24 protein-coding genes are annotated in these 25,891 nt (G+C 58.2%); 15 read left to right on the top strand and 9 right to left on the bottom strand.

Going from position 1 to position 25,891, the window contains the following annotated elements; genetic code table 11:
• Positions 1-23: 23 nt before the first annotated feature.
• Positions 24-1,571: a nitric oxide reductase transcriptional regulator NorR gene (gene norR / locus AC4PS6_RS27890; protein WP_032902541.1), complete on the bottom strand. Its 1,548-nt coding sequence runs from the start codon at positions 1,569-1,571 to the stop codon at positions 24-26.
• Between the two features lie 147 nt (positions 1,572-1,718).
• Here norR and hmpA point away from each other — a divergent pair, with 147 nt between their 5' ends.
• The 8 genes from hmpA (at position 1,719) to queC (ending at position 10,103) form a co-directional block, all read left to right on the top strand.
• Entirely contained in the window at positions 1,719-2,900 is a 1,182-nt protein-coding gene (gene hmpA, locus AC4PS6_RS27895; protein WP_122300877.1) for an NO-inducible flavohemoprotein, read from the top strand.
• 222 nt (positions 2,901-3,122) lie between these two features.
• Complete coding sequence (locus tag AC4PS6_RS27900; protein WP_014719865.1) at positions 3,123-3,629, top strand: disulfide bond formation protein B; 507 nt, start codon at positions 3,123-3,125, stop codon at positions 3,627-3,629.
• 794 nt (positions 3,630-4,423) lie between these two features.
• A complete protein-coding gene (cyoA, locus tag AC4PS6_RS27905; RefSeq protein ID WP_003194054.1) occupies positions 4,424-5,365 on the top strand; it encodes a ubiquinol oxidase subunit II in 942 nt (313 codons plus the stop codon).
• A 3-nt stretch (positions 5,366-5,368) separates the two neighbouring features.
• Positions 5,369-7,387 carry a cytochrome o ubiquinol oxidase subunit I gene (cyoB, locus tag AC4PS6_RS27910; RefSeq protein WP_003194053.1) on the top strand — a complete coding sequence of 673 codons (2,019 nt, stop codon included), beginning with the start codon at positions 5,369-5,371 and terminating at the stop codon, positions 7,385-7,387.
• Between the two features lie 3 nt (positions 7,388-7,390).
• Positions 7,391-8,017 carry a cytochrome o ubiquinol oxidase subunit III gene (locus AC4PS6_RS27915; RefSeq protein ID WP_003194052.1) on the top strand — a complete coding sequence of 209 codons (627 nt, stop codon included), beginning with the start codon at positions 7,391-7,393 and terminating at the stop codon, positions 8,015-8,017.
• The gene (cyoD, locus tag AC4PS6_RS27920) at positions 8,017-8,352 is read left to right on the top strand and encodes a cytochrome o ubiquinol oxidase subunit IV (protein WP_003194051.1); all 336 of its coding nucleotides are present in this window, start codon (positions 8,017-8,019) and stop codon (positions 8,350-8,352) included. The genes AC4PS6_RS27915 and cyoD overlap by 1 nt, the downstream gene beginning before the upstream one ends.
• Positions 8,353-8,363: 11 nt before the next feature.
• Positions 8,364-9,251 (top strand): heme o synthase, encoded by an 888-nt coding sequence (cyoE, locus tag AC4PS6_RS27925; protein WP_019817484.1) that lies wholly within the window; start codon positions 8,364-8,366, stop codon positions 9,249-9,251.
• 153 nt (positions 9,252-9,404) lie between these two features.
• Positions 9,405-10,103: a 7-cyano-7-deazaguanine synthase QueC gene (gene queC / locus AC4PS6_RS27930; protein ID WP_014719863.1), complete on the top strand. Its 699-nt coding sequence runs from the start codon at positions 9,405-9,407 to the stop codon at positions 10,101-10,103.
• Positions 10,104-10,210: 107 nt separating this feature from the next.
• On the opposite strand, the gene AC4PS6_RS27935 is transcribed toward queC, so the two are convergent.
• Together AC4PS6_RS27935 and AC4PS6_RS27940 are read right to left on the bottom strand one after the other, a co-directional pair.
• Entirely contained in the window at positions 10,211-11,074 is an 864-nt protein-coding gene (locus AC4PS6_RS27935; RefSeq protein WP_014719862.1) for a queuosine precursor transporter, read from the bottom strand.
• Positions 11,061-11,666, bottom strand: coding sequence for a helix-turn-helix transcriptional regulator (locus AC4PS6_RS27940; RefSeq protein WP_003194047.1), 606 nt, complete (start codon positions 11,664-11,666; stop codon positions 11,061-11,063). Before AC4PS6_RS27940 ends, AC4PS6_RS27935 begins: the two co-directional genes overlap by 14 nt.
• Positions 11,667-11,877: 211 nt before the next feature.
• Here AC4PS6_RS27940 and ptaA point away from each other — a divergent pair, with 211 nt between their 5' ends.
• The 7 genes from ptaA to AC4PS6_RS27975 all read left to right on the top strand — a co-directional run bounded on the left by ptaA (position 11,878) and on the right by AC4PS6_RS27975 (position 19,757).
• A complete protein-coding gene (gene ptaA / locus AC4PS6_RS27945) occupies positions 11,878-12,963 on the top strand; it encodes a pyoverdine biosynthesis transaminase PtaA (protein WP_014719861.1) in 1,086 nt (361 codons plus the stop codon).
• 197 nt (positions 12,964-13,160) lie between these two features.
• A complete protein-coding gene (locus AC4PS6_RS27950) occupies positions 13,161-13,877 on the top strand; it encodes a helix-turn-helix transcriptional regulator (RefSeq protein WP_020302014.1) in 717 nt (238 codons plus the stop codon).
• A gap of 249 nt (positions 13,878-14,126) precedes the next feature.
• Positions 14,127-15,191: a fatty acid desaturase family protein gene (locus AC4PS6_RS27955; protein WP_020302013.1), complete on the top strand. Its 1,065-nt coding sequence runs from the start codon at positions 14,127-14,129 to the stop codon at positions 15,189-15,191.
• Positions 15,192-15,195: 4 nt separating this feature from the next.
• The gene (locus AC4PS6_RS27960) at positions 15,196-16,167 is read left to right on the top strand and encodes a proline dehydrogenase family protein (protein ID WP_020302012.1); all 972 of its coding nucleotides are present in this window, start codon (positions 15,196-15,198) and stop codon (positions 16,165-16,167) included.
• 14 nt (positions 16,168-16,181) lie between these two features.
• Positions 16,182-17,432: an ATP-grasp domain-containing protein gene (locus AC4PS6_RS27965; RefSeq protein WP_014719857.1), complete on the top strand. Its 1,251-nt coding sequence runs from the start codon at positions 16,182-16,184 to the stop codon at positions 17,430-17,432.
• Positions 17,432-18,634 carry an MFS transporter gene (locus AC4PS6_RS27970; protein ID WP_019817486.1) on the top strand — a complete coding sequence of 401 codons (1,203 nt, stop codon included), beginning with the start codon at positions 17,432-17,434 and terminating at the stop codon, positions 18,632-18,634. Before AC4PS6_RS27965 ends, AC4PS6_RS27970 begins: the two co-directional genes overlap by 1 nt.
• A 1-nt stretch (position 18,635) precedes the next feature.
• Complete coding sequence (locus AC4PS6_RS27975; protein ID WP_014719855.1) at positions 18,636-19,757, top strand: aminotransferase class V-fold PLP-dependent enzyme; 1,122 nt, start codon at positions 18,636-18,638, stop codon at positions 19,755-19,757.
• A 10-nt stretch (positions 19,758-19,767) separates the two neighbouring features.
• Here AC4PS6_RS27975 and AC4PS6_RS27980 read toward each other — a convergent pair whose 3' ends face one another.
• The 6 genes from AC4PS6_RS27980 to AC4PS6_RS28005 all read right to left on the bottom strand — a co-directional run bounded on the left by AC4PS6_RS27980 (position 19,768) and on the right by AC4PS6_RS28005 (position 25,650).
• A complete protein-coding gene (locus AC4PS6_RS27980) occupies positions 19,768-20,484 on the bottom strand; it encodes a hypothetical protein (protein WP_201914312.1) in 717 nt (238 codons plus the stop codon).
• Between the two features lie 98 nt (positions 20,485-20,582).
• A complete protein-coding gene (locus AC4PS6_RS27985; RefSeq protein ID WP_014719853.1) occupies positions 20,583-20,837 on the bottom strand; it encodes a Txe/YoeB family addiction module toxin in 255 nt (84 codons plus the stop codon).
• Positions 20,834-21,088 carry a type II toxin-antitoxin system Phd/YefM family antitoxin gene (locus tag AC4PS6_RS27990; RefSeq protein ID WP_003194039.1) on the bottom strand — a complete coding sequence of 85 codons (255 nt, stop codon included), beginning with the start codon at positions 21,086-21,088 and terminating at the stop codon, positions 20,834-20,836. Before AC4PS6_RS27990 ends, AC4PS6_RS27985 begins: the two co-directional genes overlap by 4 nt.
• Positions 21,089-21,232: 144 nt before the next feature.
• Positions 21,233-22,486: a 2-aminoadipate transaminase gene (locus tag AC4PS6_RS27995; RefSeq protein WP_336827160.1), complete on the bottom strand. Its 1,254-nt coding sequence runs from the start codon at positions 22,484-22,486 to the stop codon at positions 21,233-21,235.
• Positions 22,487-22,596: 110 nt separating this feature from the next.
• Entirely contained in the window at positions 22,597-23,610 is a 1,014-nt protein-coding gene (locus AC4PS6_RS28000) for a sensor domain-containing diguanylate cyclase (protein ID WP_019817488.1), read from the bottom strand.
• A gap of 138 nt (positions 23,611-23,748) precedes the next feature.
• Complete coding sequence (locus tag AC4PS6_RS28005; RefSeq protein WP_014719850.1) at positions 23,749-25,650, bottom strand: alkaline phosphatase D family protein; 1,902 nt, start codon at positions 25,648-25,650, stop codon at positions 23,749-23,751.
• Positions 25,651-25,891: the final 241 nt, after the last annotated feature.

Here is a 25,891-nt window from a genome sequence, read left to right on the forward strand (position 1 = left end):
CACATTGGACTGAGGTGCCTGCTTTATTTGAGGCCTAGCCGCTTGGCCATGCGCCCCAGGTTGGCGCGGTCCAGGCCCAGTTCGCGGGCGGCGCTGGCCCAGTTGCGCTGATGGCGTTCCAGGCAGGCGCTGATGAGTTGGCGCTGGTAGTGCTCGGTGGCCTGGCGCAGGTCGCCGCTGACCATGGGCAAGGCTTGGGCCGGTGCTTGTTCGGCCACCGCCGTACTCACGTCGGGCAAGTCCAGGTCCAGGGCGCTCAGGCTGAGAATTTTCGGGCGCTCGCGGCAGTTGCCCAGGGCTTTCAACGCGCTGCGGCCGATCAAGTGCTCCAGCTCGCGCACATTGCCGGGCCAGTTGTAGGCCAGCAACGCCGCCTGGGCATCGCCGGTCAGGCGCAGGCTGCCCAGGCCCATGCGCGAACGGTTCTGTTCAAGGAAGAAGCCAGCCAACAGCAGCACATCACGCCCGCGTTCACGCAGTGCCGGCACTTGCAGCGGGTACACGCTCAGGCGGTGGTAAAAATCGGCACGGTAGCGGCCATTGCGCACTTCTTCGGCAAGGTCGCGGTTGGTGGCGGCAATCAGGCGCACGTCCACCTGGTGTTCCTTGTCCGAACCCAGGCGCTGCAACTGGCCGCTTTGCAGCACGCGCAGCAGCTTGGCCTGTACGCTCAACGACAGTTCACCGACTTCGTCCAGGAACAACGTGCCGCCGTTGGCCAGTTCAAACTTGCCTCGGCGCTCATTCAGCGCTCCGGTGAAAGCGCCGCGTACATGGCCGAACAGCTCGCTTTCTACCAGGGTTTCCGGCAGTGCGGCGCAATTGAGGCTGATCATCGGCTTGTCGGCACGCGATGACGCGGCATGGATCGCCTGGGCCACCAGCTCCTTGCCGACCCCGGTTTCGCCGGTGATCAGCACGGTCAGGTCGCTGCCGCCTACCAGCTTGATTTCCTCGACCAGCCGTTTATGCGCCTTGCTCTGGCCGATCATTTCCTTGTGCTGCTGGCCGCTGGCCTGGCGATAGATTTCGGCGCGCTGGTGCTCGTCTTCGGCCCGCAGCGCCAGGCGCTCAATGCGTTCAGCCACATTGACCGTGGCCGCGGCCAGGCTGGCGAAGGCCTGCAGGGCGTCCAGTTCGACCCGTTCAAAGCGCTCGTTGTCGAGAGCGTCAAGGGTCAGCAGGCCCCACGGCTGGTCGTCGATAAACAGCGGGCAGCCCATGCAGTCGTGGACTTCGAGGTGGCCGTGTAAACCGGCGACCAGGCCGTCATAGGGGTCGGGCAATTGGCTGTCGCTGTCGAAGCGGGTAGGGCCGGGGCTGCTCAGCAGTATTTCAAAGCGCGGGTGTTCGCTGATCTTGAAACGTCGGCCCAATGTGTCAGGGCTCAAGCCATCCACCGCCAGCGGCACCAGCCACTCGCCATCCAGCCGCAGCAGCGCGGCGGCATCGCAGGGCAAAAGGGCGCGCATGGTTTGCAGCAGGCGGCGGTAGCGCTCGCCTTCGGGCAGTTCCCGGGACAGATCGGCGACCAGCGGCAGCAGGGCGGTGAGCAGCGGTTTTGCAGTCATAATGACTCCTTGTAGTCGATATGACTATAAAGCGTAGGAGGTCATACTGACTACATAATGTTTAAGCTATTGAAAAACATTGGTTTATTAGTTGGCACGAATACTGACTACCTAAGGGTAATGAGTAAAAAGACCGAGGAGTCTCCCATGCTGAGTGCCCAAGACCGTGCCATTGTTAAATCCACTGTGCCCCTGCTGGAAAGCGGCGGTGAAGCACTGATCACCCATTTTTACCGCATGATGCTGTCCGAGTATCCCGAAGTCCGTCCGCTGTTCAACCAGGCCCACCAGGCCAGTGGTGACCAGCCTCGCGCCCTGGCCAATGGCGTGCTGATGTACGCGCGGCATATCGACCAGTTGGACCAACTGGGCGATCTGGTGGCCAAGATCATCAACAAGCACGTGGCCTTGCAGATTCTGCCGGAGCATTACCCCATCGTTGGGGCCTGCCTGCTGCGGGCTATTTCCGAAGTGCTGGGCAGCGAGATTGCCACCCCCGAGGTCATGAGTGCCTGGGGCGCGGCCTACGGCCAGTTGGCGGACATTCTGATCGGCGCCGAAGCGGCCATCTACGACGAAAAAGCCCAGGCGCCCGGCGGCTGGCGGGGTGCGCGGGCGTTCCTGCTGGTCAAGCGCGTGGAGGAGAGCGACGAGATCATCTCCTTCTACTTCGCCCCGGTGGACAACGGCCCGATCCTGGCCGCAGCCCCCGGCCAGTACATCGGCCTGAAACTGGTGCTCGATGGCGAAGAAGTGCGCCGCAACTATTCCCTGTCGGCCCTCACCGACACCGGGCTGTACCGCATCAGCGTCAAGCGCGAAGTGGGCGGGCGGGTCTCCAATTACCTGCACGACCAGATGCACGTCGGCGCGACCATTGATCTATTCCCGCCGTCGGGCGAGTTCACCCTGGCCGCCAGTGATAAACCGCTGGTGTTGATCAGCGGCGGGGTAGGCATTACGCCCACACTGCCGATGCTCGAAGCCGCCCTGGCAACCGAGCGCCCGGTGCATTTCATCCATTGTGCCCGTAACGGCGGGGTGCATGCATTCCGTGACTGGGTGGACACCCTGGCGGCCAAGCATCCGCAGCTCAAGCGTTTCTACTGCTACGCCGAGGATGACGGCATCAGCCCGGCGGCAGACAAGGTCGGGATGCTCAATCAGGAGCAACTGGCGGCCTGGTTGCCTGAGCAGCGTGATATTGATGCCTACTTCTTGGGCCCCAAGGGCTTCATGGCGGCGATCAAGCGGCATCTCAAGGCGCTGGGTGTGCCGGAGAAGCAGGCGCGCTATGAGTTCTTTGGCCCGGCGGCGGCGTTGGAATAGAATTTGGCCAATTGACCGTATCGGCATCATCGCGGGCAAGCCCGGCTCCCACAGAGGATTGCATTCCAATGTGGGAGCCGGGCTTGCCCGCGATGGCGTCCGCACGATCATTACTTTTGCCACGATTAATCCGCTGTTAACCCCCCTCTGTTTTAACCACTGCCTGTGTGTAAACTCGTTGCCATCAGGCACAACCATAATCAGAGAAAGGGAAAGACGGGGATGATTGACGACATGCGTTTAGGCAGGGAGCGGCGCTTTCTGGTGTTGCTGGGCATCATCTGCCTGGCGCTGATTGGCGGGGCGCTGTACATGCAAGTGGTGCTGGGCGAAGCGCCGTGCCCGCTGTGCATTCTGCAGCGCTACGCCTTGCTGCTGATTGCGCTCTTCGCGTTCATCGGCGCCGCCATGCGCACCAAGGGCGCGCTGACGTTCTTTGAAGGGTGGGTGGTGCTCAGCGCCTTGGGTGGCGTGGCTGCGGCCGGCCACCATGTGTACACCCAGTTTTTCCCCCAGGTCAGCTGCGGCATCGATGTGTTGCAGCCGATCGTCGACGACCTGCCCCTGGCCAAGGTGTTTCCCCTGGGCTTCCAGGTCGACGGCTTCTGCAGCACCCCCTACCCACCGATCCTCGGCCTGTCCCTGGCCCAATGGGCACTGGTGGCATTCGTGCTGACGGCGATCCTGGTGCCCCTGTGCATCTATCGCAACCGTCACCCCAAAGCCTGAGTCGCCGCGGCTGCCAAACGCTCCGTTCCTTCTGAATGAAGGCCGGAGCGTTTTTGTTTGTAGGGATTTGTGAAAGCACCGTGACGAGGGGCAACGGAAGGTGCGCGCAGCGTGCGACATGTTGTCACACGGACGCTGTCGCAGGACGTTTCTGACCCGCCAAATCGGCCCTTTAATTTGCACCCGGCGCACAAATTGTGCTGTCAGTTCGTGGTTCGTGCAGTGGCCCGATTTGTGTGCGGCTCCAACCCCTGCTGCCTCTATGAATGCCTTGTTTTATGGGGACTTGGACGGCATCCGCATGCCCTTACAAGCCGTAAGGGAAGTGGCACTGTGCCCAATAACACGGCAATTTTTGTGGTTTTTGTTGAGAATCGAACACGATAAGATCGCGAATCTTTGCAACTTTGGTGAAGGATTGTTGCTGGAATCGATAAAAATTATTTCTTTATAAGACATGGTTTATACATCGCTAGCTAACTACAATCGCCCGCACTGAATGTCCGGTGCTGTTCAATATTTGAGCATTGGAGCGGTCGAGGAGCAGATGGAAGGCTCAATGCGACCCCAGGTTCCGGCAGCCTTTCAACTATCCGCACCAAATGGAATTGGTCTGTAACAAGGCCTTTAGCCACGAAATCGAATAAGAACTCACTGCAGGTCCGTGAAACGTACAGTCATGACGTGTCGGGCAGGCTCTTATTCAATCGAAGAGAAATGCCAACCCTTGGCAGGGTGAAGTGTTGGCGATCAAAACCCAACTGCATTGCGCAAGCTGCTTTAGAGGTCGTGAGATGAGTAAAAACAGGTACCCCCGATTACTAGGCTTTTTGCCGCTGCTTGGCATGATGTTAATGCTGGGAGGCTGCAAGTGGACCTTGCTCGACCCAAAAGGACAGGTCGGTCTGGATGAACGAAACCTGATCATCACCGCTACCCTGCTGATGCTGCTGGTTGTGGTGCCTGTGATCGTGATGACCTTCGCCTTCGCCTGGAAATACCGCGCGTCCAACACCAGCGCTACCTACGCGCCGAAGTGGTCGCACTCCACCAAGATCGAGATCGCGGTGTGGCTGGTTCCGATCCTCATCATCATCGCCCTGGGTTACATCACCTATAAGTCGACCCACGCGCTGGACCCGTACCGTCCGCTGGAGTCCGACGTCAAGCCTGTGAACATCCAAGTGGTCGCGCTGGATTGGAAGTGGCTGTTCATCTACCCGGACCTGGGTATCGCCACTGTCAACGAGATCCGCTTCCCGGAGCACACCCCGCTTAATTTCCGGATCACCTCCGACGCCGTGATGAACTCGTTCTTCATCCCAGCACTGGGTGGCCAGATCTACGCGATGGCAGGCATGCAGACCCGCCTGCACCTGATCGCCAACCAGAAAGCTGAAATGGAAGGCATCTCCGCCAACTACAGCGGCGCTGGCTTCACCGGCATGAAATTCAAAGCGATCTCGACAAGCCAGGAAGATTTCGACGCCTGGGTAGCTGCAGTCAAGGCCGCACCTAAACAGCTTGATCAAGCTGAATACGATGCTCTGACCAAACCGAGCCAGAACAACCCTGTCGCCTTGTACTCCGCGTATGAGCCGGACCTGTTTCAGAAAATCGTCGACAAGTACGAAGGTATGAAGCCAGGCAAGCCGGTCAAGCACGAGAAGAAAGAAGTGGCCGTGGTTGAAGGTTCTGATACGGGCGCGCATTCAACTGCTGGGGCAGAGGAGTAAACGATGTTTGGTAAATTAAGTTGGGACGCGGTCCCATTCCACGAGCCGATCGTAATGGTGACTATCGCCATGATCGCGCTGGGTGGTTTGGCGCTGGTTGCGGGTATCACCTATTTCAAGAAGTGGTCCTACTTGTGGACCGAGTGGTTGACCTCGGTCGACCACAAGAAAATCGGCGTCATGTACGTCATCGTTGCCATGGTCATGCTGCTGCGTGGTTTTGCCGACGCCATCATGATGCGTACCCAGTTGGCCATGGCCACCGAGGGTTCGCCTGGCTACCTGCCACCTGAACACTATGACCAGATCTTCACCGCTCACGGTGTGATCATGATCATCTTCATGGCGATGCCATTCTTCACCGGCTTGATGAACCTTGCCTTGCCGCTGCAGATTGGTGCGCGTGACGTTGCCTACCCGTTCCTGAACTCCCTGAGCTTCTGGCTGCTGGTTTCCGGCGTGGTGCTGATCAACGTTTCCCTGGGCGTCGGCGAATTCGCCAAGACCGGCTGGGTTGCGTATCCGCCATTGTCGGGCTTGCAATACAGTCCGGGCGTGGGTGTGGACTACTACATCTGGGCGCTACAGTTATCAGGGCTCGGGACGACATTGACGGGGGTCAACTTCCTGGCCACCGTCCTGAAAATGCGCGCCCCTGGCATGAAACTGATGGACATGCCGATCTTCACCTGGACCTGCACCTGGGCAAACGTGCTGATCGTGGCTTCGTTCCCGATCCTGGCCGCTACCATGGCGCTGCTGTCGCTTGACCGTTACCTGGATTTCCACATTTTCACCAATGAACTTGGTGGCAATCCAATGATGTACGTGAACCTGTTCTGGGCATGGGGTCACCCTGAGGTGTACATCCTGATCCTGCCGGCGTTCGGTATCTTCTCCGAAGTGATCTCGACCTTTACCGGCAAGCGCCTGTTCGGTCACCACTCGATGGTCTACGCCTCGGGCGCAATCTCCGTACTGGGCTTCATGGTATGGCTGCACCACTTCTTCACCATGGGCTCGGGGGCCAGCGTCAACGCCTTCTTCGGCCTGGCGACGATGCTGATTTCCATCCCGACGGGGGTGAAGCTATTCAACTGGCTGTTCACCATCTACCACGGTCGTCTGCGCATGACCAGCCAGGTTCTGTGGACCCTGGGCTTTATGGTGACCTTCGCCATCGGCGGCATGACCGGCGTACTGCTGGCCATCCCGGGTGCTGACTTCGTGCTGCACAACAGCCTGTTCGTGATCGCTCACTTCCACAACGTGATCATCGGTGGTGCGGTATTCGGCTACATCGCTGGTTTCAGCTTCTACTTCCCGAAAGCGTTCGGCTTCAAGCTGCACGAAGGTTGGGGCAAGGCTGCGTTCTGGTTCTGGATCTCGGGCTTCTTCGTCGCGTTCATGCCGCTCTATGCACTGGGCTTCATGGGCATGACCCGTCGTCTGAACGCCACCACCAACCCTGAGTGGGTACCGTACCTGTACGTTGCCATGTTCGGTGCGGTGATGATCGCTGTGGGCATCGCCTGCCAGCTGATCCAGCTGTATGTCAGCGTGCGTGATCGCAAGCAGAACATGTGCGAATCCGGCGACCCATGGAACGGCCACACCCTGGAATGGTCGACCTCGTCGCCACCACCGTTCTACAACTTCGCCGTGATCCCTACTGCGAACACCATTGATGCGTTCACCGAAGCCAAGGAAGACGGTACTGCGTACCAGAAGCCCAAGCACTACGAGCCGATCCACATGCCAAACAACACCGCCACTGGCGTGGTGATGGGTGCGCTGTTGACCGTGTTCGGTTTCGCGATGATCTGGCACATCTGGTGGCTGGCAATCGCGAGCCTGGTGGGCACTATCGGTTACTTCATCATTCACGCTGCCCGTGATGATCAAGGCTACATGGTGCCGGTCGAAACGATCGAACGCATCGAAGCCGAGCAGCACGCTCGCCTGGTAGCCGAGAAGAAGATCCCGGCCAACCGTGTAGAAACCTCGTTGGAACAGGCTTAAACCATGTCGAACTTAGTGACCAATGCTGGACACGCCCATGTCGATGACCATGGGCACGATGACCACCACCACGACTCGGGGCCAATAACCGTCTACGGTTTCTGGCTCTACCTGATGACCGACTGCATCTTGTTTGCGTCGATCTTCGCGGTGTACGCGGTACTGGTAAACAACGTAGCGGGTGGCCCGTCGGGCCACGACATCTTCGAACTGCCTTACGTGCTCGGCGAAACCGCCTTGCTGTTGTTCAGTTCGATCACCTACGGCTTCGCCATGTTGGCCTTCTACAAGGGCAACAAGAAGGGCGTACTGAGCTGGCTGGGCCTGACCTTCCTGTTCGGCCTGGGCTTTATCGGCATGGAGATCAACGAGTTCCACCTGCTGATCTCCGAAGGCTACGGCCCGCACCGTTCCGGTTTCCTGTCGGCGTTCTTCACGCTGGTCGGCACCCACGGTCTGCACGTATCCGCTGGCCTGCTGTGGATGGCAGTGATGATGTATCAGGTCAATAAGCACGGCCTGACCAACACCAACAAGACCCGCCTGAGCTGCCTGAGCCTGTTCTGGCACTTCCTGGACGTGGTCTGGATCTGCGTATTCACCGTCGTTTACTTGATGGGGACTCTGTAATGGCTAATGCACACTCCCATGACAGCCACGATTCAAGCCACGGCAGCGTAAAGTCTTACGCCATCGGCTTCATCCTGTCGGTCATCCTGACCCTGATCCCGTTCGGCCTGGTGATGTACCCAACCTTGCCCAAGTCGATCACCTTGATGATCGTCCTGGCGTTCGCGGTGATTCAGGTTCTGGTTCACCTGGTGTACTTCCTGCACCTGGACCGCTCCAAAGAGCAGCGCGAGAACGTGATCGCGTTTGTGTTCGCAGGCCTGGTGATCGTTCTGCTGGTTGGTCTGTCGCTGTGGATCATGTTCAGCATCCACACCTACATGATGGCGAAGTGAGGTAAGACCCGATGTCGCTTAAGCACTTTATCCAAATCACCAAACCGGGGATCATTTTCGGTAACGTGCTTTCTGTGGCGGGCGGTTTCTTCCTGGCCTCCAAGGGACATGTCGATCTGGCCATCTTCCTGGCTGCAATGATCGGTACGTCCCTGGTGGTTGCTTCCGGTTGCGTATTCAACAACTGCATCGACCGTGACATCGATATCAAGATGGAGCGCACCAAGAATCGCGTGCTGGTCCAGGGGCTTATTTCCCTGAAGCTGGCACTGATCTTTGCGACCGTCCTGGGTGTTGCCGGTGTGGCCCTGTTGTACAAGGTGGCCAACCCATTGGCGGCGCTGTTTGCCGTGATTGGCTTTGTCATCTACGTCGGTCTCTACAGCCTGTACCTCAAGCGCAAGTCGGTTCACGGCACGCTGGTGGGCAGTCTGTCGGGGGCGATGCCGCCGGTGATTGGTTATGTGGCTGTGACCAATAGCTTCGACATGGCCGCGCTGGTGCTGCTGGTGATGTTCAGCCTGTGGCAGATGCCGCACTCCTACGCCATCGCGATTTTCCGCTTCAATGACTACCTGGCTGCGTCGATTCCGGTATTGCCGGTCAAGCGTGGCATCCAGGTGGCCAAGAAACATATTCTGCTCTACATCCTGGCCTTCCTCGTGGCGACCTTGATGTTGACCTTCAGTGGCTACGCCGGCATGAGCTACCTCGCCGTCGCCGCCGCCATGGGCATGTACTGGTTGTACATGGCCTGGACCGGCTACAAGGCGGTGGATGACACCGTCTGGGCGCGCAAGCTGTTCGTGTTCTCGATTTTCACCATCACCGCGCTCAGCGTGATGATGTCCCTGGATTTCCAAGTGCCGAAAGAGCTGTTGCTGACCTACGCCCACTGAGTGGTCTTGCAGTAAAAAAGCCCCGCCTTCGAAAGTCGTGCGGGGTTTTTTATTGAGCGCTGCGCTAAACCGGATACGCTGCGTTATCGTTGACGTTTTTGGCGAGCGAGCGCACTCCTACATCCCAATTCTACAAATGCAGGAAGCAATGCAATGAGTAAAAAAGCCGTGATGGTCTTCAGTGGCGGGCAGGATTCGACCACCTGTCTGATCCAGGCCCTGCCGCTGTATGACGAAGTGCACTGCATTACCTTTGATTACGGCCAGCGCCATGTGGCAGAAATCGAAGTGGCCCAGAAGCTGGCCAAGCAGTTGGGGGCCACTGTGCACAAAGTGATGGATGTGTCCCTGCTCAATGAGCTGGCGATCAGCAGCCTGACGCGCGACAACATCCCGGTACCGACCGTGAACAGCTCGGGTGAAAGCCTGCCGAGTACCTTTGTGCCGGGGCGCAACATCCTGTTCCTGACCCTGGCTGCGATCTACGCCTACCAAGTGAAGGCCGAGACCGTCATCACCGGTGTGTGCGAAACCGACTTCTCAGGCTACCCCGATTGCCGGGATGAGTTTGTCAAAGCACTCAACCAGGCCCTCAAGCTGGGCATGGAATACGACGTGCGCCTCGACACCCCGTTGATGTGGCTGAACAAGGCCGAAACCTGGGCCCTGGCCGACTACCACGGGCAACTGGAGCTGGTGCGCGAGCAGACGCTGACTTGCTACAACGGCATCATCGGTACCGGCTGTGGCGAGTGTGACGCGTGCAACCTGCGCGCTCGGGGCTTGAATGACTACCTGCAGAACAAGACAACTGTCATGCAGAGCCTCAAGCACAAGTTGCAGCTGAAATAACCCTTGTAGGAGCGAGCTTGCTCGCGAAGAACGTCAACGATAACGCAGCGCATCGGGTTGAACGCGGCGCGCTCGGGTTCTTCGCGAGCAAGCTCGCTCTTACAGGATTATTGATAGCGCTTGAACAATGAACGTGCCCCGTAGGCAGGCAGGATGTTGAAGAACGCAAAGCCGACTTTGATCGCGATCTGTACATAGATCATGCTGAGTATGTCGCTGGTCTGCATCGCCCCGTAGAAGGCGATAAAGCAGAACAGGAAGCTGTCGATAATCACTGCAAAGAACGTACTGAGGAATATCCGCAGGTATAGGTACCTGGAGTTGGTCAGCTCCTTGATCTTGCACAGCAAATAGGAATTTATATTCTCCGACACCAGGAACGACACCGAAGAGGCCACCAGCACCGACGACACTTGCAGGATCACGTCGGTATAAGGCCCATCCAGCTTCCAGCCCGGTAGCCCCGGCAGGAACGTGGAGCCATACAGCAGGATGATGATCATCGCGTTGCTGGCAAACGCAAACAGAATGGCTCGCCTGGCCAGGCGCAAGCCAAAATTCTCGTTGAGCAAGTCCACGATCAAGAAGGTCAGTGGGTACAGGAACGTGCCCGGCGTGACGATGATGCCCAACGACTCCAGGTAAATCGGTTTGGTCGCGGCAATGCTGGTGAAGATATAGAAGGTGAACAGCAGCAAGTTCAGGATGATGTAGATCATCCAGGAGTTTTCATTGCGGTCGTTTATATCGTAGGCGGTCAGTGTCCCGCCTTGGGAGTAGAACTTTTTGTACAGGTTCTTGATTTCCATCTTGTTGAAGTTGTCCATCATTTCACTGCTGAGCACTTCACTCAGCTTGATCTTGAGGACCTTGCCCGTGGCGATCACCATGATCACCGCCAGGCGTTTGTCGTTTTCAAAGCCCAGTAACTTGTATTTGCTGTTTTCCACGGCGCCCTCAGACGTTGTCATTGAAGCGCTCCTCAAGGATGTCGCCGATGACACACAAACGCTCTGAGTTCCCGCAGGGTTCGAGGGTGATGAACAGCTTCTTGGTGGCGCGGTCGTACACCAGCTTTTCTTTATCGTCGCTCGACGAGCCTTTCTGCACGATCAGCAAGTCCCCCGGTTCATTGAGGCCCGGAATCCCGTGCTCCAGGCGCACGCCGATCAAGTTGCAGGCGCTGCCGAAGTAATACGTCAGCGGATGAAGCGTGGCCAGTTCACCGATGCGCTTGCCCAGGTTCTGCATGAGCAGGCTTTCCTTGAGCACAGGCACTGCCGCCGGGTTCTTGTTACCCAGTGGGGAAACATTGCTCTCGATGACTTCCTTGGCCTCAAAACTGATGGTCTCGATTTCTTCGTAGGAGACGCCGAAGAAGTCCGAGATTTTGCGAATGGTCGACTGCTGTACGTTAACGACCTTGCCTTCCAGGATGTTGTAGATGGTGGTCCTGGTCAGGCCGGCGGCACTGCTTAACGAAAGCTGGGTTTCGCCACGACTCTTGATCAAGTACTTGATGTTGCTCTTCAAGTGCTCGGTTTTTTCCCGTCTGTGTATCAAGTGCTCACCACTTCCATTTAGTCATCAGTCCATGCCGGCAGAACCCGTTCTTGAAGGTTCGCGGCAGTGAAAGTGTTGCATGCGCCCGCTATAACAATAAAGTGCTGAGTGCAGGGATACGCCTTGGTGGTAAATCAGGCAACGGCTTTCTCGTCATAGTCTTCTATACGGCCTGCGCGAATCCCTCGCGCCTCTACAAGGAGTAGTCACCATGGTGCGTGTCAGTCGTCGATCCCTTCTCGCGCTGGGCGCGGCCCTGCCTGTGATGGGGCAGCTCAAATGGGCCCTCGCCAGCCCAGCGCCGACAAAATCTGACCAGGTGCTGCTCAATTACAACGAAAGCCCCTACGGCCCTTCAGACGCGGCTCGCCAGGCAATGCAGCGCGCGATTGCAGCGTCCGGACGTTACCCTTACCCCGATATGTACGCATTGGCCGCGCTGTTCGCCCAACAACAGGGTATAGCCGAAGACAACGTCGGGGTGTTTGCCGGCTCGATGGCTGCCTTGCGTTACGCAGTGCTGGCGTTTGCCAGCCAGACCCGCGGCCTGGTGATGGCCACGCCGTCCTACGAAGTCCCGCGCCAGGCGGCCGAGTCGATCAAGGCGCCGGTGCATGAAGTGAACCTGGATGCCCAGCATGCCCATGATGTGCCCGCCATGCTCGCGGCTGACCCACAGGCCGGCATGTTGTACCTGTGTAACCCCAACAACCCGACCGGCACCCTGACCTCGACCGATGCCATCCGGCGGGCCCTGGCGCACAAACCCAAGGGCAGCGTGCTGGTGGTGGACGAGGCTTATATCGAATTCTGCGATACCCCCAGTTGCGTGAGTTGGGTCAACGACCACGACGACCTGCTGGTGCTGCGCACCTTCTCCAAGATCTACGGCATGGCCGGTGCGCGCCTGGGCCTGGCGATCGGCCACCCGGCGTTGCTGGAGCGGTTGGCGGTGTTTGGCGGCGACAACGTCCCGGCCGGCGCCAGCTTGCTGGCCGCCCGTGCCAGCCTGGAAGACGCGCAACTGGTGGGCCAACGCAAAGCGCTCAATGCCAGGTTGCGCGATGAAACAATCGCGTGGCTCAAGGGCCGGGGCTTTAGCTGCACCGTCTCCCACAGCAACTGCTTCATGATCGACGTGAAGCGGCCGGCAGAGCAGGTGATTGAGCAGTTGGCGGCGCAGAATGTGTTGGTTGGGCGGGTATGGAAGGACTGGCCGCATTGGGTGCGGGTGACGGTGGGCAACTCGCGGGAGATGGAGCGTTTTCGCGAGGCCTTTGCGACGCAGGTGGTCTGATCAGGCGGCGCTATAGCTGCTCACGGTCGGTTCGCCATCGGAAGCACTGGACAAGGCCGTCAGGCGTGTTTCATTCTTTCCCCTGTTTAGAGAAATTTCCTACGGAGTGGGTCGGCTCTGATCAGAAGCTTCCGGATTGAAGCACTTCCGTCAGATCGCTAGCTTCACCCCGTTGTCACTCATCAGGGATGATATTCATGCGAAGCGATGGTCAAGCCAATAACAACACGCTCATTCAGCCCGCTGATGTGCGTCAATTGCTCGATGCCGAGCTGAGTCGACGTGGCCTCGGGCATTTCGAGGTTTATCAATGCGGGCCGACGCTGGACGAAGCGGAAATCATCACCAATTACCCCGATGCGCTGGACCGCGGTGACGCGGCGGATGATTTTTACCAACGCGGTCATTTGTTGTCCTTGTCCAAGCGCCGCATAAAACCGTTTTTCTGGAGCGATGAAAACATCCTGGCCCCTGCGGCAGAAGCGGTGCCGGTGCCGGGGCCGTGTGCGCCTGTGGGCGAGGGCGCCAGTTTTATTGTGCATGGCAACCAGGGTTTTTATTCCATTCTCAACCTGTGCAGTTTCGGAGAGCATCAACAGTTTCGCGAAAGAGTGCTGGCCAACAAAAGCGAACTGCAGATGCTGCTGGTCTCGGTTTACGACGAGGCGCTGGAAAGTGGTGCAACCTCGCTTGCCCCTGTTGTACGGGAAACCGTGCTGACGCCTCGCGAAACAGAGGTATTGTCCTGGACCAGTCTGGGCAAGACCTATAACGAAATAGCGCTCTTGGTCTCCATGAGCCCGCGTACGGTAAAGTTTCATATGAAGAATATCTTCAGCAAGTTGAATGTCACCAACGGCAAGTCCGCAATCCGTAAAGCCTTGCAACTGGGCTACATCCGCGAACAGGCCTGATTGGCAGGCCTCCCTCGTAAAAATACCGCGCTCGCCGATGAATTTTCATCGGCGAGCGCGCGCGTGCGCGCGTGATTTGGCGCTACCTGTCTAAAAGGGCAGCTTGTTCACTGTTAAGCGGTGCTTTAGTTTTTTTGCAGCCGATGAGTCTAGCTCAGGCAAAAAAAACAATAGGCGCAGCACTCAAAAAATCATCTTCGCCCTGCGCGGATCGAGTGCTGCAGCGCGCCGCTTAATTATGGAGTGATTATGCTGGTCGATAAAAACAAAGAACCTGCTAGCGAATACGCTGCCGGTATTTCCCGGGAAACATTCGGGATGCTTAAACACTTGTGTAAAAAAGATAACTATCACTGGGCCATCGCACTGGGTAAGGACTATGCAATTATTGCGTTTGCCATTTACCTGTCGTTGGGCGTCAGCTATTGGTTCTACCCGGTTTCGCTGTTTCTAATCGGCACCACCCAACGTGCTTTGACTAACGTACTACATGAGTCAACCCACAAGGTGTTGGCAAAAAACCGTGCGATCAACTGGTTTGCCGGTACGTTTCTTTCTGGGTATCTGGTCTTCCACTTGTACCAGTCCTACAGCACTTCGCACATCAAGAACCACCACGTGCACTTGGGGCATCCAGAAAAAGACCCTGACTACAATTTCCATCTCAAGTGCGGCCTGTATGACCTTCAACAAAGCGAGCGCGAGTTCTTCTTGAAGAACGTCGTGATGGCGCTATCCGGCTACAGAACCCTTCAGTACATCAAGTATGTGGTCAAGGACCGTGTCCAGGGGCAAGACCCGCGCATCCGCAAGGAACGCATGATGATGTGGGCTTATTGGGCGGTAATTTTTGCTGTGGTCGCCTGGTTCGGGGTGGTCGCTGAATGGGTGTTGTTCTGGCTGGTGCCGCTGTTTACCACCGCCGTAGCCGTAGGCTGGATCATCGAGTTGGCCGAGCATTATCCGATGCCGGCGGTTGAGACCGACAAGTTGTTGCTGACCCGCAACCGTAAAGGCAATGTTTTGGAGAACTTCTTTTTCGGTCGCCACGACGACAATTACCACCTCGTGCACCACCTACATCCGTCCATTCCCCACTGGAATATGCGCAAGGCTCATAAGCTGCTGATGACTCACCCTGAGTACGCGCGCTGGGACAACCTGTGGGCCGGGATCTTTACCCGTGATCGGCAGAGCCGCCACAAGGAAACGTTGCTCAGTTACGCGTCCAAGTTCCGCGCTCACAAGATTGCCAACCACACCGACGATTCGAGTTTCGCACGTCGTATGCTCAACCAGTCCTACGGGGTTTAATGCCATGAACACGACCGACAACAGCCTGCTGGCAACCCTGGCCCTGAAGAAACTGGCGGCAAACAAAACCTATCGCGATTTGTTCCTGCAGAGCGAGACGCTGCGCGATTTCCTGCGGCCCGCCGCTCTTCGTTACATCATCTCCGAAGATCGCCTGGAGATGCTTGATAAGCTTGGGGCCCTGCTGGAGAAAGGCTATCGCACCGGTGTCGAGTTCGTTGGCGAGGAAGCGACGACATTAGCCGAGGTCACCGCGGCTACCGATGAGTACCTGAAACTCATCGACTTGATTGCACAGCATCCCAAGCTTGAAGAACCCCCGCAGTTGGGGTTCGACCTGTCCAACGTCGGCACCATCATTTCCCGCGAACTGGCGATTGAGAACTGCTCGAAGATCCTCACCCATGCAGCCGATAAGGATATCGGTGTGATCATCAGTATGGAGCGTTCTCAATGGACGGATTCGATCCTCGATATCTTCCTGCAACTGAGCGGGCGCTTTCCCAACGTGGGTATCACCTTGCAGGCGCAATTGAATCGAACCCCGGATGACCTCGGGGCGGTCCTGGAAACTGGCTGCAAAGTACGCTTGGTCAAAGGCGTCTATGCTGAGCCTGCCGCGATTGCTTTACCGCGTGGCAATGCGCTCAACGAGCGTTACCTGGGGTTGCTGGACCGAATCAATGGCGGCCGTGGCCCGTTCGCTTTCGCGACCCAGGACCCACAGCTGGTTGAAGAAATCCTCACCAGCCGCATCGCCGACCGAGGCGAGCTGGAGATGCTTCACGGTGTGCGCCCTGAATTGATTCAGAAGGTGAAAAACCAGGGTCAGGTCAAGGCCCGCGTGTCGGCGGTGTATGGCATCAATTGGTACCTGCACCTGTTGCACCGTGTGGCTGAGTTTCCGCAGAACATTTTCCTGGCGCTGGATGACGTGGCTTCGCCACGGGCCTCTGAAACCGCCACTCATTACTGAAAAAGGACATTCTTATGAAGCAGTACGTCGCATTGGTGGATGTCTACTCGAGCGGTAATTTCCTGCCGCAATATTTTCGGGATGCGGGCTTCAGCCTGATCCATGTACAGAGTACCCCAGAGTTGATGCCGAGCATGCTCGGGCCGAATCTGTCGGAGTTCGAACACAATTTGGCGTTCAACGACAACGCTGAAGAGATCGTGCAACGCCTGCGCGAATTCAACGTAGTCGCCGTCATTGCTGGCCAGGAGCCAGGCGTGCCATTTGCCGACTACTTGAGCGAACAACTGCAGTTGTCCACTTCCAACGGCAGCGCGGGGTCACGTGCGCGCCGCGACAAGTTTGAGATGATCAATAAAGTCGCGGCCGCGGGCCTGTTGACCGCCCGCCAGATCAAATCCTCGGACCCCCAGCAACTGCTGGCTTGGGTAGAGGCCGGCCATGTGTTTCCGTGCGTGATCAAACCGCTGAGCTCGGCTTCGACAGACGGCGTCTCGATCTGCCACAACGTCGAGGACGTCAAGCGCGCCTGTGAGGAAGTCATATCCAACCTGGATATCTTCGGCCTGGCCAACACCGAAATTCTTTGCCAGTCCTACCTCAAGGGCCCGGAGTATATCGTCGATACCGTCAGCCGTGATGGGCAGGCCTACGTCTGTGGGATCTGGCGTTATGTGAAGCGTGAAATCAGTGGCGGCAAGAACATCTATGACCGTGACGTTCTGATTGCGCCGGACAGTGCCGAGGCCAACGTACTGGTCGATTACATCGTGCAGGCGCTCAAGGCGTTGGGTATCAATAACGGCCCAGCCCATTCGGAAGTGATCCTCACTGAAGCCGGCCCTGCGCTGGTAGAAGTCGGTGCTCGCTTGAACGGCAACATGGAGCCCCGATTCCACGACATCAGCCTGGGCGGCAACCAGGCGCAGCTCACCTATCTGGCGTACTGCGATGGTGAGGCGTTCAAGGCAAACTATGCCGGCAAGCGCTATCAAAAGCTCAAGGAAGCCTGTGTCATCAACACCGATACTACGCTGCAAGGTGAGGTCACTGGCTTCAACGACTCAGCTATCCAACTGATCGAGGCGCTGCCCTCGGTGCATAAGCTGAGCGTCAAATACAAGGCCGGTAAGTTGATGAAAAAGACCGTGGACCTGCTCAGCAGCCCTCTGCGGGTGTTTCTGGTATCGGAGAGCCAGCGCAGTATCGACGAGGATTACGAGCAGATTCGCCAGAACAAAGACCACGTCTATGTGATCCGCTGATGATGGGCACCTATCGCGCTTTACGTGGGCTCAATGCCCGCTTGCAGTTGCTGTTCCTGATCACCTTGGTGTTCCGCATGGGCACCATGGCGTTCCCTTTCTATGCGGCGTACCTGATTCATCAGCACGCCGTATCGGCGGGCACCGCAGGTTTGCTGGTGGGCGTGTATGGCGCGGGTGCGTTGTTTGTGGACTTGATCATCGGCGGGGTGATCAAGCGTTTTTCTGCCAATCGGGTGATCCTCGGTTCGTTACTGCTCAATGCGGTGCTGCTGCTGATCATTCCGTCGGTGGATAACACCGTGGTGTTGTTTGTGCTGTCGTTTCTATGGGGGGGCTGCTACGAAGCATTCACCCCCGCCACGTTCTCCGAAACAGTGGCTCACAGCAGTAGCGAATCGCGCAAAGTGGCGTTCTCCTGCAACCGCCTGGCGATCAACATCGGCATGGCAATCGGGCCGCTCTTGGGCAGCCTGATTTTCCTGAGTAACGCCGATGCGGTGTTCTACCTCAACGCGGCGTTGTCCCTTGTCGCCTTTATCGCCTGCCTGTGGTTTGGGCGTACGGTGCCGGTGACACAAGGGGCTGGCGTTGCCAGTAAAGGCAATGGGCTGCCGGAAAGCGCAATGCACGAGCGTTCGCGCTTGCTGGTGATTCTGCTGGCAGCGTTGCCGGTGCACATCGCCTATGCGCTGCCGCCAACGTTTCTGTCGGCCTACATCATCAACTACACCGAGTTGCCGGCCTACTACGTCGGCATCATCTTTTTTATCAATGCACTGCTGGTGATTCTATTCGAAGTGCCGATTAACCAACGCATGTCGCACCTGTCGAGCAGTCGCTCACTGGTGGCGGGTTTCCTGATGGCCGGCGTAGGGTTTTTCCTGATGGGCTTCAGCCATATCGGTGCATTGTTGCTGGCCGCCACCGTGCTCTGGAGCCTGGGGGAGATGGTTGTGTTCCCCGGTATCACCCACTACGTCAGCAGTATCTCCAGCCGTCACACCGTTGACCGCAACCTCGGCTATTACTCGGCGGGGGTGAATATCGGCGTGATGATCACACCGCCGCTGGCGTTCATGCTGATGTCACAGCCATCCCTGCCGTCGCCGTGGCTGCTGGCGGGTACGGTATTGCTGTTGTTCGCAGTGGCAGTGGGCGTGATGAAAGGATCGGCTGTTTTGTGGAACAAGGAAGCATGAAATGAATAGGGTGCATTTGAACACCGCCGGTGCGGGCCTGATGTCGTCGGCCACGCTCAATGCTATACAGCGTTTTACCTCCATTGAAGCGCAGATAGGCAGCTATGAAGCCGAGCTTGCCTATGAAGAGTTGCTCAACGTCGACCTGTACCGAGTGATGGCCGGGCTGTTGAATGCTCAGCCTTCACAGATTGGTTTTTTCAGCAGTGCCACCGAAGCCTGGACCAGCATCCTCGGCAAACTGCAATTTCCCCGGGGCAAGCGGGTCTGGGTGTCAACTTCTGAGTACGCGGCCAACCTGATCTTCTTCAACTACCTCAAGTTATCGAGTGACATTCGCGTCGAAGTGATCCCCACCACGGCCACCAGCCCGCTGGATCTGGAGTGGGTGCGGCGTCATTTGGACGATGATGTGTTCCTGGTCAGTGTGTCGCACCTGCCTTCGTGCTGTGGGGTGATCAATCCGGTGGAAGCGCTGGGCGCGTTGCTCAAGGACGCGAATGCGTTGTATGTGGTGGATGCCTGCCAGTCGTTGGGGCAGTTACCGCTGGATGTGCGGGATATCCATTGTGATTTGTTGACAGGTGCGGGCCGCAAGTTTCTCTGCGGGCCCCGTGGCAGTGGGGTTGCTTACGTGTCGCCACGCTTGCTTGGCCAATTGCAGCTCAATTTTGCCGACTTGCACGCCGCCAGCACCGATGGCCAGGTCAACCGGCTGGACGTGGCCAGTGCGCGGGTGCTGGAAATTGCTGAAAAAAGCCTCTCGGCTCAGGTGGGCATGCATACGGCGCTGCAGGAGTATGTGCAGGTCGGCGGCGGGCAGGTGAGTACAGAGCCCTATGCGCTGCTGGCGAAGGAATTGCGGCGCCTGCCGCAGTTGACGCTAATGTGCGACCAGTTCGAGCAGACTGGAATTGTCTCGTTTGTGCCGCACAACCTGCCGGCCAAGGCATTTGTCGGCCAAGCCCGCGAGCTGGGGCTCAACTTGTGGGCAGGCACCACCGCTCACACTCCGTTGTTGCTTAAGGACCTGGGCGTCACACACTTTGTGCGTGCCTCGGTGGGCCGGCATATCACTCTCGCCCAGGTCGAGCAGGCTCTTTTGACCCTGCGAAGTTTGTAGTGTTGGGCACTTACTGGGCGGCGATGGCGTAGCCGTCAAAGGCGCTTTGCTGTTGCAGCGCGGTCACGATGCTCTTGCGCGTGATCGGCTGCTCGGCGCCGCTGTTGTCGATGAAGGTTTCGCTCGCAAGCTCCGCCTCGCTGCCTTCGCCTACAAAGGTGAAGCCCAGGAACTCCAGTGCTTCGCGGTCCACATTGAGCTTGGAGCGCGGCGTGCGCAGCGGCAGGGTGACGCTGATGCCATCTTTGCTGATTACAAACACTTCGGTGTCTTTCTTGGTGCGTGCAGCTTTGCCCTTGCCGGCGCTCGGGTTGCTGATGGCCTGGTGCGACTGGTTAAGCACCTTGAGGGCCAGGCCATAGACCAGTTCCTGGAACTCGGGGTCGTCCTTGAAGCTGGACAGGATGCGGCTGATCGAGAACTGACTGCTCAGGTGTTCCAGGGCGGCGTTGTCTGCGGCTTCGGCGTCTTTCAATTGCTTGAGCTGGCCCATCAGCTCATAGGCCTTGTCATCATCGAAGGCATCGTGGGCCTGGCGGATGGCAACGCGCAGCTCGCGGATCTGGTCGCTTTCCTTGGAGGTGTGAAACGCGTCCAGCACCATCTCGCTGATGATCTTGGCGGCTGGCACATGCTGTGAAAGATTGATGGCGTTTTCGTATTCGGCTTTGGCGTGCAGGGCGACTACGGATTCTTCGGCGGATTTTTCGGTGTAGGAATCAGACATTAAAATTTCACTGCGTAGTATGCGGAGAGACAAAAAACGTCGGGCATTTTCAGCGGGTGGGGGGATCAGGTCAAGGTGGCTGGGGCGTCAGAATAATTTCAGTAGTGGTAGCGGCACATCAATATTTGTACTTCATCATCCTCGATGCCATAAACCAAACGATGCTCCGCGGTGATTCGTCGAGACCAGAAACCACTCAGGTTATGTTTGAGGGGTTCAGGCTTCCCCACGCCGCCGAACGGGTCTCTTTGTATGGCCTTGATCAAGAGATTGATGCGCTTGAGCCCGGCTTTGTCGTTCTGTTGAAACCAGAGGTAGTCGTCCCAGCCTTCAGGGGTAAAGAGTATTTTCATTCTTCAATCAACCGCCTTGGCTTGGCTTTGCCTGCTCGTAAGCTGTTGACTGAGTTAATGAGACGTTCGGCATTTTTAGGCGAGCGCAGCAGGTAAGCCGTCTCTTCCAGAGCATTGAACTCTGATAACGAGATCATCACCACGGGCTCGCCTTTTTGTCGAGTCAGTAGAAGTGGGACGTGATCATCGTTGACGCGGTCCATCGTTTCGGACAGATGGGCTCGGGCGTTGGTGTAGTTGATAGTTTCCATGGGGGCTCCTTGTTGGGTGGGTTTAACGTACAGAAATACGTACATATCCACAACGGGAATCTTATCAACGGTCATCCACCTCGCCCGGACTTCACGAACAAGCTCAACGACTGAGTGGAGCAGCGTCGAACCTGTTGATACATGTTAATCGTCCAGTTCTTCGAGGCACGCCTGGAGAATATCCAGACCTTCCTCCAACACCTCAGGCTCAATGGTCAGCGGGGCCAGCAAGCGCACGATGTGCCGCGACTTGCCGCTGGGCATCAGCAACAAGCCAGCCTCTCGCGCCAGCTCCAGCAGTTGCGCCAGTTGCTTGGGGGCGGGTGTGCCGTCGGCATGGGCAAGTTCAATGCCCCGCATCGCGCCGACACCGGTGAGGCGGCCCAGGTAGGGCGACAGTTGCTGTGCGCGCCAGGCTTCATAGCGGCCCACAATCGCGGCCGCCTGCGCGACGCCCCAGGCGTGCAGGTTTGTGTCGCTCATCACCTCAAGGGTCGCCAGCGCCGCCCCACAGGCGATGGGATTACCCGAGTAGGTACCGCCCAGGCCGCCTTTGGGCAGGTTGTCCATCAGCGCCTTGCGCCCGACCACCGCCCCCAGCGGCATGCCGCCGGCGATGCTTTTGCCGAGCAGCAGCAGGTCCGGCTCGATGCCCAGGCGCGAGAAGGCGAAACGCTGGCCGGTGCGACCAAAACCCGACTGGATTTCATCAATGATCAGCAGGATGTTGTGCTGGTCGCAGAAGCGCCGCAGCGCCTGGGCGAACTCAGTGTCCAGGGCGAGAAAACCGCCTTCGCCCTGTACCGGCTCGATGATGAAGCAGGCCACATCGGTTACGTCGATCTCCACGCTGAACAGACGCTCCATGGCCTTCAGCGCTTCGGCGCAGGACACGCCGTTATCGGTACTGGGGTAGGGCAGGTGATACACAGGGCCGGGCAGTACACCGACCTTCTGCTTGTAGGGCGCGACCTTGCCGTTGAGGTTGAGGGTCGCCAGGGTGCGCCCGTGGAAGGCGCCGTCAAAGGCGATCACCGCCGTGCGCCCGGTGGCACCACGGGCGATCTTCAGGGCGTTTTCCGCCGCCTCGGCACCGCTATTGGTGAGCATGCCGCTGACGGGGTATCCCACCGGGATAAAGGCGCTGAGACGTTGCATCAACTCGATGTAGGGCGTATGCGGTGCGGCGTTGAACGCGTAATGGGTTAGCCGGGTGGCTTGCTCGCAAATGGCCGCCACCACGGCCGGGTGGCAATGGCCCAGGTTGAGTACGCCGATACCGCCGACAAAGTCGATGTAACGCTTGCCCGCCGTGTCCCAGACTTCGGCGTTTTTACCGTGGCTCAGGCTGATGGGGTGAACGATGGAAATCGACTGGCTGATGCTAGCGTAGCTCATGACTCGGGGACTCGGCAGTGGTGGGCGCAGCGCTATCTAAGCCGCGCGCCTGGCCTTGCCGCAAACGAAATAAAGTTGCCGGGTCATTCCACCTTGGAAGGAGCTGCGGCCTATTCCGACACCCCATCCTTGCCCGCCGCCTTGGATCGGTACAAGGCTTGATCGGCCCGCGCCATCAGCGCCGCCGGCGATTCCCCCATGCGCCGCTCTACTACGCCCAGGCTCAGGGTAACGTTCAACGCGCCCAAGGGGGCCGCCGCCTTGATTTTATGGCGAATCCTTTCGGCCAACTCTTTGGCCGTGTCCAGGCTGCTTTTGGGCAGCACCACCATAAACTCGTCGCCGCCCCAGCGCGCCAGCAAGTCGCTTTTACGTACGCAGGCTTCCAGGTGTTCCACTACCCGTATCAGCGTCTGGTCGCCGACGCCGTGGCCATATTGGTCATTGATCGGCTTGAAGTCATCGACATCCATGGCCACCAGTGCCAAGGGCAGGCGGAAGCGTTCGGCGCGGTCGCATTCCTCCAGCAGCACCTTTTCCAGGCGATACCGATTGGCGATGCGCGTCAGGGCGTCCCGCTCGGCCAAAGAGCGGTTTTCGTCCAGTTGCAATTGCAGTTGCTGGTTGACGCGCGACAACTCGAGGGTGCGCTCCGCGACCAGCGCTTCCAGAGACTGGTTGCGCTTTTGCAACTGTTCGATGGAGCATTTGCGCGTATGGATATCGCGGTGTGCGCCGACCATGCGCGCCACGGAACCGTCGGGGTTGCGGGCAATGACGTAGCCGCGGTCCTCGATCCAGAGGTACGTACCGTCTTCTTTTCGGCAACGGTATTCGGCCCGGTAATGAGCGGCGCGTTGGCTGATGTAGTCATCGAACACCGCCATCACGCGAGGGTAATCCTCGGGGTGGATCACGTTCTCCCAGGTGAAGACGCTGTTTTCCAGGGAGTGGTGGGAGTAGCCAAGCATTTCGTACCAGCCGGGATTGCGGTAGACGAAGCCGGTATTGGCGTTCCAATCCCAGATGCCATCACTGACCAGTTCCATGATGGCGTGCAACAGGTCGACGTTAAGGTCGGACACTTCATTGCGTAGCGGTTCTTTGCCGGATGTATCGTCCATCTGCGCGCTTCCTGCGGAGGGCTGGCGCCCAAGGCCAGTCATGGTTGACGCCGATACTCCGTGGCTGGCGCTACTGTACATCGGCGCTTGCGCGCTTTGAATAGGGCAGGTGTGCTGCTTATGACGAGTGGCGAAACGCTATTTTTCTGGCGCCATCATCTTTGTCCGAGGCCTTCCATCCGCGTTGTGCTGGTAAATGGCCTGCGGTTGGCCCTGCTCATTGAAAAACACCTGGCCAATGCCCGCCGAGTTCCACAAACGCTCACCCGCTTCGGCATGCTCTGGGATATAAGGCATCACCTGCATGGTGCGGCGGCGGGTAAACCAGTTGAGGGGCGAGCGCGGGGAGTAGAGCCAGCGGTTGAGGCGATCGAACCATTCCAGCAGGCGCGGCGGGAACTCGTTCTTGATGCCACTGCTGGTGATTTGCCAGATCTTGGGGCCGCCGTTGCGGTGGCGGATCAGCACTTGGTAGACAAACGAGTAATGCACGTCACCGGAAAGGATCACGTAGTTACCTGGCGTGCGTGAGTGGCGGAAGATATTCAAAATCACTTGGGCGGCGCCGCGGTGGGCCATCCAGTTCTCGGCGTCCACCAGCAGGGGAAAACCGCACCAGCTGAAGACCTTTTGCACCGTCTCTATCAGCTTGACGCCAAAGACCGGCGCGGGCGAGACGATGATGGCGGATGGATGGTCCAGCAGCGCTTGTTGCAGTTCGCTCAAGGCTTCCCAGTCCAGCAGGCCGGAAGGTTGCTTGAGGGTGAACTCGCTGCGCCAGCGTCGGGTGCGGGTGTCGAGTACCACCAGCGCCGGGGTGGTGGGCAATACGTAGTGCCACTGCTGGAATTTCAGCAAGGCCTCCAGCAACGCGTCTTGCGCCGTCGCCTCGAGATGATTGGCCTGTACCCGGCCGGTCAGTGCCTGGGTCTGGTCCAGCAGTTCGCCAAACACCTGGGGCTGGTTGCCCCAGCCCTGGCATAACAGATACGCCAGCAAGGCATTGCCGATGATGCGCTTGGAGAAAGGGTGGCCGTAGGCGGTTTCTTCCCACTGGGCGCTGAGGTTCCAATCGTCAGTGATGTCGTGATCGTCGAACATCATCAGCGTCGACAGGTGCGCGAACACCCGCGCTACCCCAGGCAGGCCGTCGCGGAACTGATCGATATGAACCTGTTCGCGGGCATAGCGTTGTTGTTCTTGCGCACTCAGCGGCGGCGGTTCTGGTGCGATCAGCGTCCAGGGTACCGGCGACCAGGCCAGCAGGTACATGGCGATCACTTCGGCAAAGGTCACCAGGTGATTGTCGGCGGTGCTGCTGGTGAAGATGGGTTTCTTCACACCGCCGAAAAAGCGTTCGCGCAAGGTCTCGTTACTGTCCAGCGCAGGGAGCAGGTCGGCCCGGTGGTAATAGCTGGCGCGATGCCCATAAAGGCTGGCGCTGTCGCTCACCACCGCACCCTCTAGAAACTCATCGAACAGGCCCAGGCGCGCAATCAGCCCGTGAATGGCTCGCAGCATGGGCCCTGCGACGTCGTCGGCGTAGATCTGGTCGCCATTCATCATCAGCAAGGCTGGGCGTTCGAGCGGTGTGCGGGCGTCCCCCAACAGACGGTCGACACACAGCAAGCCTTCGTCGGCACGATGGTGGGGTTTGCGGCACGAGCCATGCACCAAGTGATGGATGCGGCTATGCAGCACGAAGCTTGGCGTAGTCGCGTCGCCATACAGCAAGTGCGGTGCCCATTGTGCAATGCCGAGGCCGTCGATCAACAGGTCGTAACCGATGATTTCATCCTGTGGCAGGGCGTGGCTCAGGGCTATGTCGATCAGGTGGATAACGGCATGGCGGCCGACGGGCACGACTTGGCAGTGCGTTGCATCGAGCGGGATATCCAGCGCCTCGCCCGAGGGTAATTGCAGCCGCAAGCACAGGGGCAGGGCACGACTGCCCACCAACCAGATAACCAGGCGCTGTGGTTCCAGGCGTCTTAGCAAGGGGCCGGCGATCACGGCAGGCAGGATTTCAGGTTGACCCATGAAGAATGCAGCTCATACCAAGTGGGACTGGAAAGGATAACGCAGAGGATGTCAGTGTTTTGTTAACGCAAGTGCAGCGCGTTGCGTTGCACTCGTTGCCGGTGACTCCTAACGGTTTAAAGCAGTTTGCCTCCTCCGAGAGAGGTCATACCCGAATCTTTGGGTTTTGGTCGCGTGTCCTGCCCCTGTGGGGGGCTGCCAATCGGCGAAGAGGTGGGGGCGGGATTGGCTGAAGGCTGGT

The organism is Pseudomonas sp. DW-iso17 (assembly GCF_058725345.1).

What these genes read in the sequence shown, in the direction of transcription:
- norR (WP_032902541.1), bottom strand. Translation starts at nt 1,571, where the DNA reads ATGACTGCAAAACCGCTGCTCACCGCCCTGCTGCCGCTGGTCGCCGAT.
- hmpA (WP_122300877.1), top strand. Translation starts at nt 1,719, where the DNA reads ATGCTGAGTGCCCAAGACCGTGCCATTGTTAAATCCACTGTGCCCCTG.
- AC4PS6_RS27900 (WP_014719865.1), top strand. Translation starts at nt 3,123, where the DNA reads ATGATTGACGACATGCGTTTAGGCAGGGAGCGGCGCTTTCTGGTGTTG.
- cyoA (WP_003194054.1), top strand. Translation starts at nt 4,424, where the DNA reads ATGAGTAAAAACAGGTACCCCCGATTACTAGGCTTTTTGCCGCTGCTT.
- cyoB (WP_003194053.1), top strand. Translation starts at nt 5,369, where the DNA reads ATGTTTGGTAAATTAAGTTGGGACGCGGTCCCATTCCACGAGCCGATC.
- AC4PS6_RS27915 (WP_003194052.1), top strand. Translation starts at nt 7,391, where the DNA reads ATGTCGAACTTAGTGACCAATGCTGGACACGCCCATGTCGATGACCAT.
- cyoD (WP_003194051.1), top strand. Translation starts at nt 8,017, where the DNA reads ATGGCTAATGCACACTCCCATGACAGCCACGATTCAAGCCACGGCAGC.
- cyoE (WP_019817484.1), top strand. Translation starts at nt 8,364, where the DNA reads ATGTCGCTTAAGCACTTTATCCAAATCACCAAACCGGGGATCATTTTC.
- queC (WP_014719863.1), top strand. Translation starts at nt 9,405, where the DNA reads ATGAGTAAAAAAGCCGTGATGGTCTTCAGTGGCGGGCAGGATTCGACC.
- AC4PS6_RS27935 (WP_014719862.1), bottom strand. Translation starts at nt 11,074, where the DNA reads ATGACAACGTCTGAGGGCGCCGTGGAAAACAGCAAATACAAGTTACTG.
- ptaA (WP_014719861.1), top strand. Translation starts at nt 11,878, where the DNA reads ATGGTGCGTGTCAGTCGTCGATCCCTTCTCGCGCTGGGCGCGGCCCTG.
- AC4PS6_RS27950 (WP_020302014.1), top strand. Translation starts at nt 13,161, where the DNA reads ATGCGAAGCGATGGTCAAGCCAATAACAACACGCTCATTCAGCCCGCT.
- AC4PS6_RS27955 (WP_020302013.1), top strand. Translation starts at nt 14,127, where the DNA reads ATGCTGGTCGATAAAAACAAAGAACCTGCTAGCGAATACGCTGCCGGT.
- AC4PS6_RS27960 (WP_020302012.1), top strand. Translation starts at nt 15,196, where the DNA reads ATGAACACGACCGACAACAGCCTGCTGGCAACCCTGGCCCTGAAGAAA.
- AC4PS6_RS27965 (WP_014719857.1), top strand. Translation starts at nt 16,182, where the DNA reads ATGAAGCAGTACGTCGCATTGGTGGATGTCTACTCGAGCGGTAATTTC.
- AC4PS6_RS27970 (WP_019817486.1), top strand. Translation starts at nt 17,432, where the DNA reads ATGATGGGCACCTATCGCGCTTTACGTGGGCTCAATGCCCGCTTGCAG.
- AC4PS6_RS27975 (WP_014719855.1), top strand. Translation starts at nt 18,636, where the DNA reads ATGAATAGGGTGCATTTGAACACCGCCGGTGCGGGCCTGATGTCGTCG.
- AC4PS6_RS27980 (WP_201914312.1), bottom strand. Translation starts at nt 20,484, where the DNA reads ATGTCTGATTCCTACACCGAAAAATCCGCCGAAGAATCCGTAGTCGCC.
- AC4PS6_RS27985 (WP_014719853.1), bottom strand. Translation starts at nt 20,837, where the DNA reads ATGAAAATACTCTTTACCCCTGAAGGCTGGGACGACTACCTCTGGTTT.
- AC4PS6_RS27990 (WP_003194039.1), bottom strand. Translation starts at nt 21,088, where the DNA reads ATGGAAACTATCAACTACACCAACGCCCGAGCCCATCTGTCCGAAACG.
- AC4PS6_RS27995 (WP_336827160.1), bottom strand. Translation starts at nt 22,486, where the DNA reads ATGAGCTACGCTAGCATCAGCCAGTCGATTTCCATCGTTCACCCCATC.
- AC4PS6_RS28000 (WP_019817488.1), bottom strand. Translation starts at nt 23,610, where the DNA reads ATGGACGATACATCCGGCAAAGAACCGCTACGCAATGAAGTGTCCGAC.
- AC4PS6_RS28005 (WP_014719850.1), bottom strand. Translation starts at nt 25,650, where the DNA reads ATGGGTCAACCTGAAATCCTGCCTGCCGTGATCGCCGGCCCCTTGCTA.